Raw genomic sequence first — 18,497 nt, forward strand, 5'->3', positions numbered from 1 at the left:
AGCCGCTCGCCGGTGGCCTCGTCGCGGCTGTCGATCAGCCAGCGATAGGCGTGCAGCAGGGCCGCAGGCCCCAGATACTTGTCCCCGTTCCACCAGTAGCTGGGGCAGGAGGTGGAGCAGCAGGCGCACAGGATGCACTCATAGAGGCCGTCCAGCTTCTCCCGGTCCTCGGGCGTCTGGCGCCATTCGGTCTGGGGCTCGGGCGTGGTGGTGTGCAGCCACGGCTCGATGGAGGCGTACTGGGCGTAGAACAGGGTCATGTCCGGCACCAGGTCCTTGACCACCGGCATGTGGGGCAGGGGGCTGATGGTGCAGGAGGCGCCCGGCTCTTCTTCCCAGCCATGGGTGCAGGCCAGGGTGTTGCGGCCGCCGATGTTCATGGCGCAGGAGCCGCAGACCCCTTCCCGGCACGAGCGCCGGAAGGCCAGCGTCGGGTCCATGGTGTTCTTGATGTGGATCAGCACGTCCAGGACCATGGGGCCGCAGGCGTCCACATCCACATCATAGGTGTCCCAGCGGGGATTCTCGGTCCCCTCGGGGTCGTAGCGATAGACCTTGAAGGTCTTGACCGTCTTGGCGCCGGCCGGGGCGGGATGGTGGCGGCCCCGTTGGACCTTGGAATTCTTCGGCAGGGCGAGTTCGACCATGACTTACCTTCGCGCGCGGAAATTGTGAGCCTCTTCAAGTTGCCCGATCTGATCGTTCAACTCGCGAACCTTGGCAAGAAGTTCGGCGGCCTTATCTGCCTTTATCCGCTTATTATGCGTAAGCGGGTAGTTTAGAAGTCGCTGTATGTCAGCTCGAATATTGACCTTCCCATACCGAACTTGATTTAGGTGCTCAGCCCTGCGAAGCGAAACTTCCCGACGGGAGGAGAGTTTGTCGAAATTTAACGTCTCAAGGGCGCGGGCGACGTGCCATTGTCTATCGTTGAACTGAGGTAAGCGCCTCTCAACCTCCTCGACACTGACATCCTCGCCGTTCGCAATCTTCTCCAAAAGCGAAAGCACACCGTCTGGCGTGAAATAAATCTTCCGTAGCGCCCCGACGATCTCGTCGTCCAGCCGATCTAGCCTCGGGTTCGCAGATTTCTGGTCTGCTGCAATCGCCTCAACGATCGCCAGCCCGTCAGCTACAACTGAGATCAGCTCGACCAACAGTTTGCCTCCCCTAGTACACCCGCGCCTTGGGCGGGATGTAGGCGATGTCGTTGGTCATGGTGAAGCTGTGCACCGGGCGGTCGTCGATGCGCACCTTGCCGGTGGCGTCGTCGAACCAGGTGAGCGTGTGCTTCATCCAGTTGTCGTCGTCCCGCTCGGGATAGTCCTCCCGGGCGTGGGCGCCGCGGCTCTCGGTGCGGTTCAGGGCGCCGTTCACCGTGACCGCCGCCTGGCCGATCAGATTGTCGAACTCCAGGGTCTCGATCAGGTCGGTGTTCCAGATCATGCCCCGGTCGGTGACGCGGATGTCCGGGCGCTGGCCATGGATCTTGTCCAGGCGGGCGACGCCCGAGGCCAGGCTCTCGCCGGTGCGGAACACCGCGGCGTCCTCCTGCATGGCCTTCTGCATGTCCAGGCGCAGCTGGGCGGTGGGGGTGGAGCCGTTGGCGTGGCGCAGACGGTCGAAGCGGGCCAGGTGGGCCTCGGTATCAGCGTCCTTCAGCTCGGGCTGCTTGGCGCCCGGGGTCAGGATGTCGGCGGCGCGCAGGGCGGCCGAGCGGCCGAACACCACCAGGTCGATCAGCGAGTTGGAGCCCAGGCGGTTGGCGCCGTGCACCGAGACGCAGGCCGCCTCGCCCACGGCCATCAGGCCGGGGATGACGCTGTCGGGGTTGTCGCCGTCGCGGGTGACCACCTCGGAATAGAAGTTCGTGGGGATGCCGCCCATATTGTAGTGGACGGTGGGCAGGACCGGGATCGGCGCCTTGGTCACGTCGACGCCGGAGAACACCTTGGCGCTCTCCGAGATGCCGGGCAGGCGGGCGGCCAGCACCTTGGGATCCAGGTGGTCCAGGTGCAGGAAGATGTGGTCCTTGTTCGGACCCACCCCGCGGCCCTCGCGGATCTCGATGGTCATGGCGCGGCTGACCATGTCCCGCGGCGCCAGGTCCTTCACCGAGGGGGCGTAGCGCTCCATGAAGCGCTCGCCCTGGGAATTGGTCAGATAGCCGCCCTCGCCCCGGGCGCCCTCGGTGATGAGGCAGCCGGCGCCATAGATGCCGGTGGGGTGGAACTGCACGAACTCCATGTCCTGCAGGGGCAGGCCGGCCCGCAGCACCATGGCGTTGCCGTCGCCGGTGCAGGTGTGGGCGCTGGTGCAGGAGAAGTAGGCCCGGCCGTAGCCGCCGGTGGCCAGGATGACGAGCTGGGCCTGGAAGCGGTGCAGGGTGCCGTCGTCGAGCTTCCAGGCGGTGACGCCCCGACAGACGCCTTCGTCCATGATCAGGTCGAGGGCGAAGTACTCGATGAAGAACTCGGTGTCGTTGGCCAGGGACTGCCCGTACATGGTGTGCAGCATGGCGTGGCCGGTGCGGTCGGCCGCGGCGCAGGTGCGCTGGATCGGCGCCTCGCCGAAGTTGCGGGTCATGCCGCCGAAGGCCCGCTGGTAGATCTTGCCCTCGGGCGTCCGCGAGAACGGCACGCCCCAGTGCTCCAGCTCGTAGACGGCGGCCGGCGCGTTGCGGCAGAGGTATTCGATGGCGTCCTGGTCGCCCAGCCAGTCCGACCCCTTGACGGTGTCGTACATGTGCCAGCGCCAGTCGTCCTCGCCCATATTGCCCAGGCTGGCGGAGATGCCGCCCTGGGCGGCCACGGTATGGCTGCGGGTGGGGAAGACCTTGGTCACGCAGGCGGTCTTCAGCCCGGCCTGGGCGCAGCCCAGGGCCGCGCGCAGGCCCGAGCCCCCGGCGCCCACGACGACGACGTCGAACTTGTGGTCGATGAATTCGTATGCGGCCATGCTCAGTAAGCTCCGCCGGTGAGGGCGACCTTCAGGATGGAGAAGAGGGCGAGCGCGCCGAACAGCGCGCAGACGAAGAGGTTGAGCAGCAGGAGGCCGGTCTTGGTGATCCGGCGGTGGATGTAGTCTTCCACCACCACCCGCATGCCGGTGTGCATGTGCATGAAGCTGATCACCACCAGCAGGCCCAGCAGCACCGCGTTCAGCGGCGCGGCCATCCAGGCCACGGCCACCTCATAGTCGCTGCGGGCCAGGCGCAGGGCGGCGAACACCCCCCACAGCACCAGCGGGATGAGGGCCACGGAGGTGACGCGCTCGGAAATCCAGTGGCCGACCCCATGGCCGGCGGCGCCCAGGCCGCGGGCCCGGGACAGAGGCGTGCGGAAGTCGGTCATGACAGGGCTCCGGTCATGGCGGCGATGATCCAGACCACCACGGTGGCCACGAGGGAAAAGGCGATCACCGCCACGGCGCCGGCGTTGGCGACGGGCAGGCGGAAAGCCGCGCCCGTGTCCCACACCAGGTGCTGGACGCCCTTGGCCAGATGGAAGAAGACCGCGAAGGTCAGGCCGAACATCACCAGCCGGCCGAGCGGCGAGCCCAGCAGGGCCATATAGGCGCCGTAGGCCTCAGGCCCGGAGGCCAGGGCCACGGCCCAGCCCGCCAGGATCAGGGCGCCCACATAGAGGCCGATCCCGGTGAAGCGGTGCATGATCGAGGTGAGGGCGGTGGCGTGCCAGCGCCAGATCTGGATGTGCGGCGACGTCGGTCGCTCTCGAATGGTCCGCGTGGCGTCCGGCATCTTGGCTCGCCGCTCCCCTGTTGTCGTCCTGCCTAAGCCCAGAGGCTGCTTTTACGCCCGCCCCGGCCCCTGTCAACGAAGGGGCGGCGGGCGCAGACAGGCCCGGCATCTTCGTTCTGGCGCAAGTCATAGCGGTGGAAACCTCCCGCGCAATGCGTCTTTGCTGTAGTCTTCCTTCGCAGGAGACGAAGGATGCGGTTCGACCTGACGGATCTGAGACTGTTCTGCGACGTGGTGGAGGCCGGCTCCATCACCCGCGGCGCCGAGCGCAGCGCGCTTGCCCTGGCGGCGGCCTCCACCCGCATCCGGGCCATGGAGACCTCGCTGGGGGCCGCACTGCTGACCCGGTCGCGCCAGGGGGTCAGCCCCACGCCCGCCGGCGTGCTGCTGCTCAAGCACGCCCGGGGCCTGCTGGAGCAGAGCGCGCGGATGCAGGATGAGCTGGGCGCCCTGGCCGAGGGCGGCGCCGGCGAGGTCCGGGTGCTGGCCAACACCAACGCCCTGACCGAATTCCTGCCCGAGGCCCTGTCCTCCTTCCTCGCCGACCATCCGCAGGTGAGCGTCGACCTGGAAGAGCGCCTGTCCGACGAGATCGTGGGCCTGGTGGCCGAGGGCGCCGCCGACCTGGGCATTGTCGCCGGCACGGTGGATGTGGGCGCCCTGGAGACCTATCCCTTCCGCACCGATCGCTTCGTGGTGGTCACCGCGCCGGGCCACCCCCTGGCGGCGCGCCTGTCCGCCAGTTTCGCCCAGGCCCTGGACTACGATCTGGTGGGCCTGGACCGGGCGAGCTCCCTGCAGCGCTTCCTGGCCGGACGGGCGGCGCGGGAGGGGCGGCGCCTGAGGCTTCGGGTCCAGCTGCGCAGCTTCGATGCGGTCTGCCGGCTGGTGGAGTGCGGGGTGGGCATCGGGGTGGTGCCCGAGACCACCGCGGCTCGGGCCATCTGCACCATGGATCTCGCCATCGTCTCCCTGACCGACGACTGGGCGGTGCGCGAGCTGAAGATCTGCGTCCGCAGCCTGGCGGATCTGCGCCCCGTGGCCCGCGAGCTGGTGGACAGTCTGCGGGCGGCCTGAAGCCGACTATTCCCGGTCGGCCAGCCAGTCGGCGGAGCGCATTTCCTGCAGGCGCGAGGCGGTGCGCTCGAACTCAAAGGCGCCGTCGCCCTCAGGGTAGAGCTGGGCGGGCTCGGCGGCGGCCAGGACGATCAGCCGGGTCTTGGCCTCGTAGAGGGCGTCGATGAGGGTCACGAAACGCCGCGCCTCCTCCCGGCGGTTGGGGGTCAGCTGGGGCAGGTGCTCAAGGAAGACGGTGTGAAACCGCTCGGCCAGGGCGAGATAGTCGTTGGGGCCAAGGGCTGCGCCGCACAGGCTGGCGAAGCTGGCCCGCAGCAGGCCGCCGGACGCCCGGGGCAGGTGGATCTTGCGGCCCAGCACCTCCAGGGTCTCGCCGCTTTCGGTCTCTGCGCCCAGCATGTCGGCCCACAGGGCGTCGAACACCCGCTCATGGTCGCGGTCGATGGGCGAGAACCAGACGCCCGCCGCCCGCAGCCGGTCCAGGCGGTAGTCATGGGCGCCGGCCACCGCCACCACCTCCGTCCGCGCCTTCAGCAGGTCGATGAACGGCAGGAAGAGCTGGCGGTTGATGCCGTTCTTGTAGAGGGCGTCGGGCACGCGGTTGGAGGTGGCCACCAGGGTGACGCCCCGGGCGAAAAGCGCCTCGAACAGACGCCCCAGGATCATGGCGTCGGCGATGTCGGTGACCTGGAACTCGTCGAAACAAAGCAGCCGGGCCTGGCTCGCCACCACATCGGCGGCCGGGGGGATGGGGTCGTCCCCCCGGGACTGGCCGAAGCGCGCCTTGCGGGCGGCGGCGTCCCCCTTGCGCCAGGCGTCGATCAGCCGGTGGACCTCGCCCATGAAGACATGGAAGTGAACCCGCCGCTTGGCCGCCACCGGCGCGGTTTCGAAGAACAGGTCCATGAGCATGGACTTGCCCCGGCCCACCGGCCCCCAGAGATAGACGCCGGTCTGGCTTTCCGGCCGGCGGAACCGGGCCAGCAGGCCCGCAGGCTCGGCGGCTGTCAGGTCGGCCTGCAGCCGGGCCAGGGCCGGCAGGGCGGCGGCCTGGGCCGGATCGTGACGGATTTCGCCCCGGGCGAGGCGGTCCTGGTAGGCGGCTTCGAGGGGGGTGGACATGGCCTCGCCCCCTAGCCTGTGCGGCGGCTCATCACAATCTCCCAGACGCTTGGGTCGAAGACGGGCGGCCGCCCTACCGCAGGCTGCGCCTTAGGAACGCAAGCGCGAAGGGCCGGGTTGTCCCTTCAGTCACGCGTTTTGAAGGAGCCTCCCATGGCCGACGAGACCCGCAGTTTCGATCCTGACACCGCCGCCGCCAACCAGACCCGCCAGCAGGGCGGGGGCGTGGGCCAGAAGGAGATGGACGCCCAGCGCGACCCGGACCGCGCCGTCGCCGCCTCGGGGCGCAACACCCGCGATCCCGAGGATCCGGACAATCCCGAGGCCGACTGGGGCGGGCCGGCCACTGGCGCGGCCTATTCGGCCACCAACACCAATCGCGGGGATGATCCCACTCGCCAGCTCCAGGGCGCCAAGACCCGCGCCCGGACCAAGGAGATCAATTCCGGCGGCCTCTGAGGCCGCAGCTGGCTCAGATCGCCGAGGCGGGCTCCGCCTCGGCGGCGGCCTCTGATCCTGGCGCGGTTCCGGCGTCTTCCTGGCCGGCCTCCACCTGGGGGGTGTCGCTGCGGGGGGGCAGGCCGTGGTCGGCCCGCAGGAAGCGATAGGTTTCCCGCCGCTCGCAGGCGCAGGCCTTCATCTGGCCCGTCTCGTCCCACCACACCAGCAGGGGATAGGCGAAGTCCACCCCGTTGGCCTTGAGCCTGGGGGTGAGCTGTTCCACCAGCTCGCGGCCGGCGCGGACCACGGCGGTGCGGGCGGCGTCCCCGTCGGCGGGGGGAATATCGGTGGCGTTCCAGGCCGAGGCCGGCACGGCCAGCCAGCGCTCCAGCAGGCTGTAATCGCGGGTCAGCCAGAGCTGGGCCACCGTAGCCCGTTCAGCGGGGGTGGAGCGCTCCAGCCCGTTCACATCGGCCCGGGCGATCTCGATCACCCGGGTGTCGATGCCGGCCGCATGCAGGTCGGGAAACTGCTCGGCCTTGAATCGCAGGCAGTCGGGGCAGGTGCGGAAGGAAATCATATAGAGGGGGCGACCCTCGATGCCCGGGGACACCCAGCCGGCGCTTTCCAGCAGGCGGGCGATCTCCTCGGGATTGTCGGTGATCGTGGCCGGCCGCCAGCGCACCTCATGGTTCCACCAGGCGTAGCCGCCCAGGCCCGCCAGGACCACCACCAGGGCCAGCGCCCCCCAGAGCTTGAAATTCCTCATCCCGCCTCTTTCCCTGTCAGACACTGTTCGCCCGGTCGTCTCAGCGCATGGTGGGGATGACGAAGGCCCCCTCGGCGCTCTCACCCTCGGGCCAGCGGGCGGTCACCGTCTTGACCTTGGTGAAGAACCGGACGCCTTCCATGCCGTGCTGGTTGGCGTCCCCAAAGGCGCTCCGCTTCCAGCCGCCGAAGCTGTGATAGGCCACCGGCACCGGGATGGGCACGTTGATCCCCACCATTCCCACATTCACCCGCGATGCGAACTCCCGGGCGGCGCGACCGTTCCGCGTGAAGAGGGCCACGCCGTTGCCGTAGTCGTGCTGGGAGGGCAGGGCCAGGGCCGCCTCGAAACTGTCGGCGCGCACCATCTGCAGCACCGGGCCGAAGATCTCCTCGCGATAGGCGCGCATGTCCGGCCGCACATGGTCGAACAGGCTGGGGCCCAGGAAGAAGCCGTCCTCATGGCCCTGCAGGCGGAAGTCGCGGCCGTCCACCACCAGCTCGGCGCCTTCGGCCACGCCGAGCGCGATATAGTCGCTCACCCGGCGGCGGTGGGCGGCGCTGACCACCGGGCCGTACTGGGCCTGAGGGTCGCTAGAGACCCCCACCTTCAGCCCGGCCATCTTGTCCACCATCAGGGTCCGGAAGGCCTCGGCGGTCTTCTCGCCCACCGGGACCACCACCGGCAGGGCCATGCAGCGTTCCCCCGCCGAGCCGAAGGCCGCGCCCAGAATGTCCTCGGCGGCGGCCTCCAGGTCGGCGTCGGGCAGGATGACCCCGTGGTTCTTGGCCCCGCCCATGGCCTGGACGCGCTTTCCGTGCGCCGCGGCTGTGGCGTAGACATAGGCGGCGATGTCGGAGGAACCGACGAAGCTGATGGCGGCGATGTCGGGATGGGTCAGCAGGGCGTCAACGGCGCTCTTGTCCCCATGAACCACGTTCAGGACGCCGGCCACATCGACGCCGGCCTCGGCTCCGGCCTCCAGGAACAGCTCGGCCAGGCGGACCGGCACGCTGGGGTCCTTTTCGGACGGCTTGAGGATGAAGGCGTTGCCCACCGCCACGGCCACGCCGAACATCCACATGGGGATCATGGCCGGGAAGTTGAACGGGGTGATCCCTGCGGCCACGCCCAGGGGCTGGCGCATGGACCAGACGTCGATGCCCGGTCCCGCCCCTTCGGTGAACTCGCCCTTGAGCGCATGCGGGACGCCGCAGGCGAACTCGATCACCTCCAGGCCGCGCTGGATGTCGCCCCGGGAGTCGGCGATCACCTTGCCGTGCTCGGAGGAGAGCAGGGCGGCCAGTTCCGCCATCCGCGCCTCCACCAGGCGCTTGAAGGCGAACATGACGCGGGCCCGGCGCTGAGGATTGACGGCGGCCCAGGCGGGCTGGGCGCGGCGGGCGGCCGCAACGGCCAGGGCCACCTCGGCCTCGCCGCCCAGGACCACCTGGGCCTGGACCTCGCCGGTGTTGGGATCGAAGACCTCGCCGAAGCGGAGGGCTTCACCACGGTACGCCTGGCCGGCGATCAAGTGCTGGATCTCGCGCATGGCCTATCTGTAGGCCTTCGCGGCGCCTGCGCCTAGCGCTTGCCCAGGATGCAGGCGCCGGCGCATTCTGACGGCGTCATGAGCATCGCTTCGGCCACGGACATTCCCGCCGCCCGCCGGGACCATCACGATCACATCGTCGATCGGCTGATCGCCGAGCGGGCGCCGCGGCTCACCGCCCATGCCGCCTGGCCCCTGCTGCGGCCGGCCCTCTATGGTCTGCTGGACTATGGCAAGGCCCGGCGCATGGCCGACGCCATCGCCCCCCAGCCCGGCCGCCAGGCCCTGGAGACGGTGTCGGACCTTCTCCAGGTCAAGGTGGCGGTGGCGCATGCCGAGCGCCTGCCCGCCCAAGGCCGGGTGGTGGTGATCGCCAACCATCCCACCGGCATCGCCGACGGGATCGCGGTCTATGACGCGTTCAAGGGCGCACGCCCGGACATCTGCTTCTACGCCAATTCCGACGCCCACCGGGTGTCGCCGGGCTTTTCCGACGTGCTCATCCCCGTGGAGTGGGTGGAGGAGAAGCGCACCCGCGAGCGCACCCGCCTGACCCTGCAGCTCACCCGCGAGGCCATGGAGGCCGAGCGCGCCCTGGTGATCTTCCCTGCCGGGCGGCTGGCCAGGCGCGGGGCTGACGGCCAGCTGTCGGACCCGCCATGGATGGCCAGCGCCGTCTCCATCGCGCGCAAGTACGACGCTCCCATCCTGCCCCTGCACGTCACCGGGCCGTGGTCGACCCTGTTCCACCTGTTCAACCGCGTCTCCGCGGAGTTGCGGGACATCACCCTCTTTCACGAGCTCCTGAACAAGCAGGGCCGGTCCTTTGGCCTGACCCTGGGGGGGCTCGTGTCACCCCAGGCCGTGGCCGGCGATCCGCAGACCGCCACCCTGGCCCTGAAGACCTATGTGGAGCGCGTCCTGCCCGCCGATCCGCACCAGCCCTTCACGCCCGCCGCATGAGGCTCGACGGGACGCAGGCCTTCGCTCTGCCCGACGAGGCGGCGACCGACGCCCTGGGCCGGGCCCTGGCCCCGCGCCTGGCTCGCGGCGAGGCCCTGTGCCTGACGGGACCCCTGGGGGCGGGCAAGTCCACCCTGGCGCGGGCCCTGATCCGCGCCCTGACCACCCCGGACGAGGACGTGCCTAGTCCCACCTTCACCCTGGTGCAGTTCTATGAGGGCCGCGGCCTGGCGCTCGCCCATTTCGACCTCTATCGCCTGACCGATCCCGACGAGGCCTATGAGATCGGCCTGGACGAGGCCCTGGAGGACGGGGCGGCGCTGATCGAATGGCCCCAGCGGCTGGAGGGTCGCCTTCCCCCCGATCGGCTGGATATAGAGATGGCGCTGGACGGGGCGGGGCGCCGGGTCCGGCTCACCCCCCACGGCGCCTGGGAAGGACGCGAGCTTGAGTTCTGATCGTGAGGCCTTGAAGGCCGATTTCCTGGCGGCCCATGGGCTGGCCGACGCCCAGCGCGTGGCCCTGGCCGGCGACGCCTCCACCCGGCGCTATGAGCGGCTGGTGCGGCCGGGCCGGCCCAGCCTGATCTTCATGGACCAGCCGCCGGTGGAAAGCGCGCCCTGCCCGCCGGATGCGACCCCGCAGGCGCGCCGGGCGGCGGGCTACAACGCCATGGCCCGCCTGGCGGCCGGACGGGTGGACGCCTTCGTGGCCACGGCGGGCTGGCTGCGCGGCCAGGGCCTGTCGGCGCCGGAGATCCTCGCCCACCAGGCGCAGGACGGCCTGGCGGTGCTGGAGGACCTGGGCGACGATCTCTATGCCCGCCTGATCGAGGCCGGCCAGGACGAGGCCCCGCTCTATCAGGACGCCGTGGAGGTGCTGGCCCATCTGCACGCCGCCGCCCCGCCGCCGGTGCTGTCGGCCGACGGGGCCGACTGGCCGCTGCTGACCTATGACGACCTGGCGCTGCGGACCGGGGGCGAGATGTTCCTGGAATGGTGGCCGAAGTTCGCCGGCCTGCCGCCCTTTCCGGAGGATGCGGCGGCGGAGTGGGAAGCCCTCTGGGCGCCCATCCGCGCCCGGGGTGAGGCCGGGGCCGAGGTGTTCTGCCACCGGGACTATCATGCGGAGAACCTGCTGTGGCTGCCGCAGCGGGGCGGGGCGGCGCGGGTCGGCCTGCTGGACTTCCAGGACGCGGTGCGCGCCCATCCGGCCTGGGACTTCTCCATGCTGCTGCACGACGCCCGGCGGGACGTCTCGCCCGAGCGCGAGGCCGCGGGCCTGGCCCGGTATCTGGAGATCCGCAGCGACCTGGACCGGGACGCCTTTCTGGCCGACTACCGGGCGCTGGGGGCGCTGAACCTGTCGCGCATCCTGTTCATCTTCGCCCGTCAGGTGGCCGGCTTCGGCCGCCCGCGCTACGAAGCCTTCATGCCGCGCACCTGGCGCTATCTGGACCGCTGCCTGGCGGATCCCGACCTGGCGGGGATCAAGGCCTGGTTCGACGCCCATATCCCCCCCGAGGCCCGGCGGTGAGCGCCGAGCGCGCGCAAACCTCGCCGGTGCGCACGGCCATGGTCATGGCCGCGGGCCTGGGCACGCGCATGCGCCCCCTCACCGACCACAGGCCCAAGCCCCTGGTGGAGGTGGCCGGCCGAACCCTGATCGACCACGTGCTCGACCGGCTGGTGGAGGCGGGGATCGAGACCGCGGTGGTCAATGTCCACCATTTCGCCGACCAGATGGTGGCCCATCTGGCCCGGCGCGACGACATCCGCATCAAGATCAGCGACGAGCGGGCGGCCCTGCTGGACTCCGGCGGCGGCATCGCCCAGGCCCGGGCCCTGCTGGGCGAGGCGCCGGTGCTGGTGGCTAATATCGACTCCCTGTGGACCGAGGCGGGCGAGCCGCCGCTCAAGACCCTGATGGACGCCTGGGATCCGGAGCGGATGGACGTGCTCCTGCTGCTGGTGGCCCGCGGGCGGGGGCTGGGCTTCGAGGGCCCGCAGGGCTTCTTCCGCGACGACGAAGGTCGGCTGACCCATTCGGCCGAGCCGGTTCCGCCGACCCCCTTCGCCAATGTGGGCTTCCAGATTCTCAAGCCGGAGATCCTGGATGGCGCGGCGGGCGAGGCGTTTTCCATCGTGCCCATCTGGAAGGCCCTGGCCGCCCGGGGCCGCCTGTTCGGGGCGGTGATGGACGCCTTCTGGATGCATGTGGGCGATCCCGCCGCCCGGGACGCCGCCGAGGCGAAGCTGGTCCCGTGAGCGGCCGGGCCTTCCTCTCCGGCCCCGCCCCGCGCTGGTTCAGCATTCCGGCGCACCGCCCCTTCGTCCATGACCTGGCCGCGGGCCTGGTGGACGCCCTGGCCGGGGAGGGGCCCGAGGCGCTTTCCCAGGCCGTGGTGCTGACACCCACCCGCCGCGGCGCCCGGGCGCTCGCTGACGCCTTCCTGGTCGCGGCCGGGGGACAGGCGGTCCTGCCGCCGCAGATCCGGCCCCTGGGGGACCTGGACGCCGGCGAATCCCCCTTCGAACCCGGCGAGCTGGCCGCCGTCCTGCCCGCGGCCATCGACCCCCTGCGCCGGCGCCTCGAACTGACCCGCCTGGTCAAGGCCCATGAGGGCCTGTTGCGCCGCAGCCTGGACGCCTCGGCGGCGCTGGAGCTGGCCGACGCCCTGGGCGGCTTCCTGGACAGCCTGCAGATCGAGGAATCCGCGCCGGTCGACCGGCTGGGGGACCTGGTCAGCCTGGAGCTGGCCGAGCACTGGCAGGTCTCCCGCGCCTTTCTGGAGACCGCCCTGGCCGCCTGGCCGGCAAGGCTCGCGGCCATGGGGCTGATCGACATCAGCGAGCGCCGGGTGCGCCTGCTGCGCGCCCTGGCCGACCAGTGGCGGGCGCGGCCGCCGGGCGGCGTGCTGATCGCCGCCGGCTCCACCGGCACCGCCCCGGCCACCGCCGATCTGCTCCGGGTGATCGCCGAGGCGCCCCGGGGCGCGGTGGTCCTGCCGGGGCTGGACCAGAATCTGGCCGACGCCGCCTGGGCGGAGGTGGACGAGCAGCATCCCCAGGGCGCCCTGCGGCGGCTGCTGGCGCGGCACGGCCTGGACCGCGCCCAGATCGCCCCCTGGCCGGTGCGCGACGGCCGGGTGAGCGAGGGCCGCTGGCGTCGCCGCATCATCAATGAGGCCCTGCGCCCGGCCCAGACTACCGCCGACTGGCTGAGCGTCATCGAGGCCCTGCGGGCCGAAGGGGAGCGGGAAGGGGTCGATCCCCTGGCCGAAGGCCTGGCGGGCCTGTCGGTGATCAGCGCCCGGAGCGAGGACGAGGCCGCCGCCGCCGCCGCCCTGCTGCTGCGCGAGGCTCTCGAGACGCCCGGCCGCACCGCGGCCCTGGTGACTCCCGATCAGAACCTGGCGCGGCGAACGGCCCTGAAGCTCGCCCGCTGGGGGGTGATCCCCGACACCTCCGTGGGCGCGTCCCTGTCGACCTGCCCGGCGGGCGTCCTGGCGGGCCTGACGGCCCGGCTGGGGGCCGATCTCCTCGATCCCGTGCGGCTGCTGGGGGTGCTGAAGCACCCTCTCACCCGCCTGTCGCGGCCGGCGGGGGAGAATGGCGCGGCGCTGTCCGACCTGGAGCGCCACGGCCTGCGCGGGGCGCGGCCGGCCGACTTCGCCGCCCTGAGCCGCCGCCTGGCGAAGAACCTCAAGGACCATGAGGCGCGGGCGGCGGCCGCCGCCGATCTGCTGGCCCGGCTGCGCCTGGCCCTGCAGCCGCTCACCGACCTGGCCGGCCCTGCGCCCGCCGCCGCCCGCGCCGAGGCCCTGGCCCGCAGCCTGGAGGCCCTGGCCGCCGACGAGACGGGCGCTCCAGGCCGCCTGTGGGGCGGCGCCGGCGGCGAGGCCCTGGCGAGCCTGCTGGCCGGGCTGATGGCGGAGGACGGCGCCCTGCCGCCGGTGACCGCCGCGGGCTTCGCCGACCTGCTCGCCCGCCTCCTGGCCGAAGAGAGCGTGCGCACCGGCGGCGCCACCCATCCGCGCCTGCGGATCCTGGGCGCCATCGAAGCCCGCCTGGTCCGCGCCGATCGGCTGATCCTGGCGGGACTGGAGGAAGGGGTCTGGCCGCAGGGGGCGGGCGTCGATCCCTTCCTGTCGCGGCCCATGCGGGAGAAGCTCGGCCTGCCCCCGCCGGAGCGGCGGGTGGGCCTGGCCGCCCACGATTTCGCCCAGGCCGCCTGCGCGCCGGAGGTGGTGCTGCTGCATTCGGAGCGCCGGGACGGCCAGCCGGCGGTGAAGTCCCGCTGGCTGTGGCGGCTGGAGACCCTGGCCCGGGGGGCGCGCCTGGACCTGCCCGGCCGGCCGGAACTGCTGGACTGGGCCCGCGCCCTGGACGCGGCCCCCGCCTACCGCCCCATCGGCCGGCCCGCGCCGCGGCCGCCGGTGGCCCACCGGCCCGCCCGGCTGGCGGTCACCCGGATCGAAAGCCTGACCCGCGACCCCTATGCGGTCTGGGCCCGGGACATTCTGAAGCTCTATCGCCTGGACCGCCCCGACGAGCCGGTGGAGGCCCGCGCCCGGGGCACCGCCATCCACGCGGCCTTCGAGACCTTCGCCCGGCGCTGGCCCGCCGCCCTGCCCCCTGATCCGGCGGGGGAATTCGCCGCCCTCTATCTGTCCGCCCTGGTGGAGGCCGGCGCTCCGCCCGAGGCCCTGGCCCGCGAACAGGCCCTGGCGCGGGAGGCTGCGGCCTGGGTGGCCGAGCTCGAGGCCGAGCGCCGGGCCGACGGGCGCACCCTGCACGTGGAGGCCGAGGGCGCGCTGGTGGTGCGCGCCGGGGGGCGGGAGATCACGCTCACCGCCAAGGCCGACCGCATCGAGACCGGCCCCGACGGCTATGCCCACATCCTGGACTACAAGACCGGCCAGGCGCCATCGAAGAAGATGGTGGAGACCGGCTTCTCCCCCCAGCTCACCCTGACGGCGGCCATCGTCGCCCGGGGCGGCTTTCCCGCCATTCCCGCCACCCCGCCCGGCGATCTGCTCTATCTGCAGGTCACCGGGCGCAAGCCTGCGGGCAAGGTGGAGCTGCGCGGGGCGGCGGGGTCCGACAGCCTGGAGGCGGCCGAGCGGGCCCTGGCCGGGGCGGTCGCCCTGCTCACCGCCTATGAGGACCCCGAGCGGGCCTATCTGTCGCGCACCGCCCCGCAGTTCGTCCACGACTATGCCGGCGACTACGCCCATCTGGCGCGCGTGTTCGAATGGTCCGTGAGCGGCGAGGACGGGGAGGGCGAGGGATGAGCCGGACGCCTGCCCCCGATCTTGCGCCCGATCCGCAGCGCACCGCCGCCGATCCGGCCCTGTCGGCCTTCGTCACCGCCAATGCCGGCTCGGGCAAGACCAAGACCCTGATCGACCGGGTGGCGCGGCTGCTGCTCACCGGCGCCAAGCCCGAGGCGGTGCTCTGCGTCACCTACACGAAGGCTGCGGCCGCAGAGATGCAGCGGCGGCTTTTCCGGCTGCTGGGCGACTGGTCGGTGTGCGACGACGCCGCCCTGCGCCAGGCCCTGGCCGGGCTGGAGGGGCGGGCGCCCGGCGCCTATGACGCCCAGGCCCTGTCGCGGGCGCGGAGCCTGTTCGCCCAGGCCCTGGAAACCCCCGGCGGGCTGAAGATCCAGACCATCCACGCCTTCTGCGAAAAGCTCCTGCGGCGCTTCCCCCTGGAGGCCGGCGTCTCGCCGGGCTTCCGGGTGATGGACGATCCGGCCGCGGCCCTGATCGCCCAGGCCGCCCGCCGGGCCGTGGCCCGCCACGCTCTGGAGGGCGAGGGCGTCGTGGCCGAGGCCTATGCCCGGCTGTCGGTGGCGCTGGATTTCCGCGCCTTCCAGCAGATGTTCGAGACTTTTGAGGCCCGGCGCGGGGCGCTGGCGGCCTTTGTGGCGCGTCAGGGGGGCTTTGACGGGGCCATCGCCTGGGTCTGGGACGCCTGCGGCTTTGAGGGTCCGCCCGACGCCGGCGAAATCGAGGCTGAGGTCATCGCCGCCTGGGACACAGACCTGTGGCGCGAGGCCGCCCAGGTGCTGGCGCTCGGCACGGCCACCGACCAGAAGACCGCCCGCGCGCTCGCCGCCGTGGCCGAGGCGCCGTCCCTGGAGGCGGGGCTCACCTGCCTCTTCACCGAACGGGGCGCCGGCCCCGCCGCGGCCTGGGTGGGCAAGACCAGCGGCTTCAAGGCCGCCGAGCCCCTGCGCCAGGCCCTGCTGGCCGAACAGGACCGGCTGGCCGACGCGCGCGAGCGCCTGCGCGCCGCAGACGTGGCCTGGCAGAGCGCCCACGCCCTGGCCCTGGCCCAGGCCTATCTGAGCGCCTATGAGCAGGAGAAGGCCGCCGCCGGCGCCCTGGACTTCGCCGACCTTGTGGAGAAGACCCGCGCCCTGGTGGCCGACCGGCCCATGGCCGCCTGGGTGCTGTTCAAGCTGGACGGGGGCATCGACCACATCCTGCTGGACGAGGCCCAGGACACCGCCCCCGAACAATGGGCCATCCTCTCGGCCCTGACGGCGGAGTTCTTCGCCGGCGAGGGCCGCGAGCGCGAGGCCCTGCGCAGCCTGTTCGTGGTGGGCGACGAGAAGCAGTCCATCTACTCCTTCCAGGGGGCGGCCCCCGAACGCCTGCGGCAGGAGACGCAGGCCTATCTTGAGCGCATCACGCAAGCCGGCGGCCGGGCGCAGAGCGTGCCGTTGGCCGCTTCCTGGCGCTCCACCGTGGAGGTGCTGGCCTTTGTGGACGCGGTCTTCGCTCCGCCCGAGACCCGGGCCGGCGTGCCCCCGGCGCTCGGGGAGGACGCCGTGCGCCACCTGCCCATGCGGGCCGGCCATGCCGGCTGCGTCGATCTCTGGCCCCTGGAGCGGGAGGCGAAGGCTGCGGAGCGCGAGGCCTGGGACGCGCCCCTGGACGCCGAGGGCGAGGCCAGCGCCAATCGCCGCCTGGCGGAGAACATCGCCTGCGAGATCGAGGCCCTGGTCGCCCGCGGCGACGCGGTCTTCGACAAGGAGCTGACCGCGCCTGATGGAACCCGCGGCGCCTGGCGGCCGGCCCGTTTCGGCGACGTGCTGATCCTGGTGCGCCGGCGCAAGGCCCTGTTTGAGGACATTCTGCGCGCGCTGAAGCGCAAGGCCATCCCCGTGGCCGGCGCCGACCGGCTGGCGCTGTCGGAGCACATCGTCTTCGATGACCTGCTGGCCATGGCCCGGTTCGTGCTGTTTCCCGGCGACGAGCTGACGCTCGCGGCCCTGCTCAAGAGCCCCTTCTGCGGGCTTTCTGACGAGGATCTCTACGCCCTGGCCCACGGGCGCCGGCCCGCCGACCTCTGGGGCGTGCTGCAGGCCCGGGCCGGCGAGAACCCCGGCTGGGGACGGGCGCTCGCGGTGCTGGAGACCGCCCGGGCGCTGGGGCGCGAGCATCCGCCCTTCGACTTCTACGCCCGCCTGCTGCAGGCGCCGGGCGAGGGCGGCCTGACGCTCCGCCAGCAGATCATCGGCCGCCTGGGCCTGGAGGCCGCCGACGCCCTGGACGAGTTCCTGGCCCAGGTGCAGGCCGCCGAGGGCCGCGGGGTCTGCGACCTGGAATGTCTGGCCGACGCGCTGTCTGGCCTCTCCATCACCGTCAAGCGCGAGATGGAGGCCGCCCGGGACGAGGTCCGCGTCATGACCGCCCACGGCGCCAAGGGGCTGGAGGCGCCCATCGTCTTCCTGCCGGAGACCACATTGGGGGCGCAGGGGCGCGGTTCCCCCCTGCTGGAGACCGAAGACGGCGGCTTCCTGTGGTGCGCCAGCCAGGGCGCTGACTGCGCCGCCTCGGCGAAGGCCCGGGAGCTGCGCAAGACCAAGGACGAGGAAGAGGCCTACCGCCTGCTCTATGTGGCGCTGACCCGCGCGCGGGAGCGGCTGGTGATCTGCGGGCGCATCGCGGCCAACGCCAGGGAAGAGAATCTGAAGGGATGGTGGGCGGCCATCCAGTCGGGCTTCGCCCATGCCGACATCGCCCCCCATCTGCGCCAGGCCGCCTGCGGAAACGTCATCGCCACCCGCTATGGCCCCGATCCGCTGCGCCTGAGCGGAGGGGCGGCGGCGCCCGCTCAAGCCCCTGCCGCGCCCCCCTGGATGGGCCAGGCGCCGGACGCCGATCCCCTGGCCCGCTTCGCCTCCCCCTCGGACCTGGGGGAGGCCGAGGCCCCGGTGGCGCCCTCGCCGCTCGCCCGTGTGGGGGGGCTTGGCCGGTTCCGCCGGGGCGAGCTGATCCACCGGCTGCTGCAGGTGCTGCCCGACCTGGCCCGTGGCGACCGCGAGGCCGCCGGCGCCGCCATGCTGGCCCGCGAGCCCGACCTGACCGCCCCCCAGCGGGCCGAAATGCTGGGCGCGGCGATGGGCGTGCTGAACGACCCGGCCTTCGCCGAGGTCTTCGCCGAGGATTCCCGCGCCGAGGTGGCTATCGCCGGCCGGGCGGCGTCCTTCCCCGCGGGCCTCTTCATCTCCGGCCGCATCGACCGGCTGGTGGTGCGCCCCGACCGCGTTCTGGTGGTGGATTTCAAGACCAACCGGCCCGCGCCGGCGACCATTGAGGCGGCCGATCCGGCCTATATCCGCCAGATGGCCCTCTATGCCGCGGTGCTGGAAGAGGTCTTCCCCGGACGGCTGGTGGAGGCCGCCATCGTCTGGACCGATGGGCCGAAGCTGATGACGGCGCCAGAAAACTTGAGGCGCCGCGCCCTTGCCGAGCTTGGCCGCCAAGGTTGATACAGGAGCCGCCCGCCCCTAAA

At 71.9% G+C, this 18,497-nt stretch carries 16 protein-coding genes; 8 read left to right on the forward strand and 8 right to left on the reverse strand.

Annotation, left to right across the window (positions count from 1 at the left end; all coding sequences use genetic code 11):
• The 5 genes from V7D28_RS03620 to sdhC form a co-directional block, all read right to left on the reverse strand.
• Positions 1 to 647: succinate dehydrogenase iron-sulfur subunit (locus V7D28_RS03620; protein ID WP_333585995.1), on the reverse strand; the 647-nt coding region annotated here is incomplete at its 3' end.
• A gap of 3 nt (positions 648 to 650) precedes the next feature.
• Complete coding sequence (locus tag V7D28_RS03625; protein WP_333585996.1) at positions 651 to 1,157, reverse strand: hypothetical protein; 507 nt, start codon at positions 1,155 to 1,157, stop codon at positions 651 to 653.
• A 13-nt stretch (positions 1,158 to 1,170) separates the two neighbouring features.
• The gene (gene sdhA, locus V7D28_RS03630; protein WP_333585997.1) at positions 1,171 to 2,958 is read right to left on the reverse strand and encodes a succinate dehydrogenase flavoprotein subunit; all 1,788 of its coding nucleotides are present in this window, start codon (positions 2,956 to 2,958) and stop codon (positions 1,171 to 1,173) included.
• Between the two features lie 2 nt (positions 2,959 to 2,960).
• On the reverse strand, positions 2,961 to 3,353 hold the full coding sequence (gene sdhD, locus V7D28_RS03635; protein WP_333585998.1) for a succinate dehydrogenase, hydrophobic membrane anchor protein: 393 nt from the start codon (positions 3,351 to 3,353) through the stop codon (positions 2,961 to 2,963).
• Positions 3,350 to 3,760 (reverse strand): succinate dehydrogenase, cytochrome b556 subunit, encoded by a 411-nt coding sequence (sdhC, locus tag V7D28_RS03640; protein ID WP_333585999.1) that lies wholly within the window; start codon positions 3,758 to 3,760, stop codon positions 3,350 to 3,352. The genes sdhD and sdhC overlap by 4 nt, the downstream gene beginning before the upstream one ends.
• A 192-nt stretch (positions 3,761 to 3,952) precedes the next feature.
• On the opposite strand from sdhC, the gene V7D28_RS03645 reads away from it, so the two are divergent.
• Positions 3,953 to 4,837 carry a LysR family transcriptional regulator gene (locus V7D28_RS03645; protein WP_333586000.1) on the forward strand — a complete coding sequence of 295 codons (885 nt, stop codon included), beginning with the start codon at positions 3,953 to 3,955 and terminating at the stop codon, positions 4,835 to 4,837.
• Positions 4,838 to 4,843: 6 nt separating this feature from the next.
• On the opposite strand, the gene zapE is transcribed toward V7D28_RS03645, so the two are convergent.
• Positions 4,844 to 5,959, reverse strand: a complete 1,116-nt coding sequence (zapE, locus tag V7D28_RS03650; protein ID WP_333586001.1) for a cell division protein ZapE — start codon at positions 5,957 to 5,959, stop codon at positions 4,844 to 4,846.
• 153 nt (positions 5,960 to 6,112) lie between these two features.
• Between zapE and V7D28_RS03655 the strand changes: the two genes are divergently transcribed.
• Positions 6,113 to 6,418 carry a hypothetical protein gene (locus V7D28_RS03655; protein ID WP_333586002.1) on the forward strand — a complete coding sequence of 102 codons (306 nt, stop codon included), beginning with the start codon at positions 6,113 to 6,115 and terminating at the stop codon, positions 6,416 to 6,418.
• Between the two features lie 13 nt (positions 6,419 to 6,431).
• On the opposite strand, the gene V7D28_RS03660 is transcribed toward V7D28_RS03655, so the two are convergent.
• Both V7D28_RS03660 and V7D28_RS03665 read right to left on the reverse strand, forming a co-directional pair.
• Positions 6,432 to 7,169, reverse strand: a complete 738-nt coding sequence (locus V7D28_RS03660) for a hypothetical protein (protein WP_333586003.1) — start codon at positions 7,167 to 7,169, stop codon at positions 6,432 to 6,434.
• A 40-nt stretch (positions 7,170 to 7,209) separates the two neighbouring features.
• Positions 7,210 to 8,721, reverse strand: a complete 1,512-nt coding sequence (locus V7D28_RS03665; RefSeq protein WP_333586004.1) for a CoA-acylating methylmalonate-semialdehyde dehydrogenase — start codon at positions 8,719 to 8,721, stop codon at positions 7,210 to 7,212.
• A gap of 78 nt (positions 8,722 to 8,799) precedes the next feature.
• Between V7D28_RS03665 and V7D28_RS03670 the strand changes: the two genes are divergently transcribed.
• The 6 genes from V7D28_RS03670 to addA are packed head-to-tail and all read left to right on the forward strand — an operon-like array spanning position 8,800 to position 18,474.
• Complete coding sequence (locus V7D28_RS03670) at positions 8,800 to 9,684, forward strand: GNAT family N-acetyltransferase (protein ID WP_333586005.1); 885 nt, start codon at positions 8,800 to 8,802, stop codon at positions 9,682 to 9,684.
• Positions 9,681 to 10,142, forward strand: coding sequence for a tRNA (adenosine(37)-N6)-threonylcarbamoyltransferase complex ATPase subunit type 1 TsaE (gene tsaE / locus V7D28_RS03675; protein WP_333586006.1), 462 nt, complete (start codon positions 9,681 to 9,683; stop codon positions 10,140 to 10,142). Before V7D28_RS03670 ends, tsaE begins: the two co-directional genes overlap by 4 nt.
• Entirely contained in the window at positions 10,132 to 11,220 is a 1,089-nt protein-coding gene (gene amgK, locus V7D28_RS03680; RefSeq protein ID WP_333586007.1) for an N-acetylmuramate/N-acetylglucosamine kinase AmgK, read from the forward strand. Before tsaE ends, amgK begins: the two co-directional genes overlap by 11 nt.
• Entirely contained in the window at positions 11,217 to 11,951 is a 735-nt protein-coding gene (locus tag V7D28_RS03685) for a nucleotidyltransferase family protein (RefSeq protein WP_442957888.1), read from the forward strand. The genes amgK and V7D28_RS03685 overlap by 4 nt, the downstream gene beginning before the upstream one ends.
• Complete coding sequence (gene addB, locus V7D28_RS03690) at positions 11,948 to 14,980, forward strand: double-strand break repair protein AddB (RefSeq protein ID WP_333586008.1); 3,033 nt, start codon at positions 11,948 to 11,950, stop codon at positions 14,978 to 14,980. Before V7D28_RS03685 ends, addB begins: the two co-directional genes overlap by 4 nt.
• A complete protein-coding gene (gene addA / locus V7D28_RS03695; RefSeq protein WP_333586009.1) occupies positions 14,977 to 18,474 on the forward strand; it encodes a double-strand break repair helicase AddA in 3,498 nt (1,165 codons plus the stop codon). The genes addB and addA overlap by 4 nt, the downstream gene beginning before the upstream one ends.
• The last annotated feature ends 23 nt before the right edge of the window (positions 18,475 to 18,497 follow it).

Origin of the sequence: Phenylobacterium sp., from assembly GCF_036723115.1 — a bacterium.
Lineage (GTDB): Bacteria > Pseudomonadota > Alphaproteobacteria > Caulobacterales > Caulobacteraceae > Phenylobacterium.

Coding starts and splice junctions, on each gene's coding strand:
- V7D28_RS03665 (WP_333586004.1), bottom strand. CDS start 8,721: ATGCGCGAGATCCAGCACTTGATCGCCGGCCAGGCGTACCGTGGTGAA.
- V7D28_RS03670 (WP_333586005.1), top strand. CDS start 8,800: ATGAGCATCGCTTCGGCCACGGACATTCCCGCCGCCCGCCGGGACCAT.
- tsaE (WP_333586006.1), top strand. CDS start 9,681: ATGAGGCTCGACGGGACGCAGGCCTTCGCTCTGCCCGACGAGGCGGCG.
- sdhC (WP_333585999.1), bottom strand. CDS start 3,760: ATGCCGGACGCCACGCGGACCATTCGAGAGCGACCGACGTCGCCGCAC.
- addA (WP_333586009.1), top strand. CDS start 14,977: ATGAGCCGGACGCCTGCCCCCGATCTTGCGCCCGATCCGCAGCGCACC.
- V7D28_RS03660 (WP_333586003.1), bottom strand. CDS start 7,169: ATGAGGAATTTCAAGCTCTGGGGGGCGCTGGCCCTGGTGGTGGTCCTG.
- V7D28_RS03655 (WP_333586002.1), top strand. CDS start 6,113: ATGGCCGACGAGACCCGCAGTTTCGATCCTGACACCGCCGCCGCCAAC.
- V7D28_RS03645 (WP_333586000.1), top strand. CDS start 3,953: ATGCGGTTCGACCTGACGGATCTGAGACTGTTCTGCGACGTGGTGGAG.
- sdhA (WP_333585997.1), bottom strand. CDS start 2,958: ATGGCCGCATACGAATTCATCGACCACAAGTTCGACGTCGTCGTCGTG.
- sdhD (WP_333585998.1), bottom strand. CDS start 3,353: ATGACCGACTTCCGCACGCCTCTGTCCCGGGCCCGCGGCCTGGGCGCC.
- zapE (WP_333586001.1), bottom strand. CDS start 5,959: ATGTCCACCCCCCTCGAAGCCGCCTACCAGGACCGCCTCGCCCGGGGC.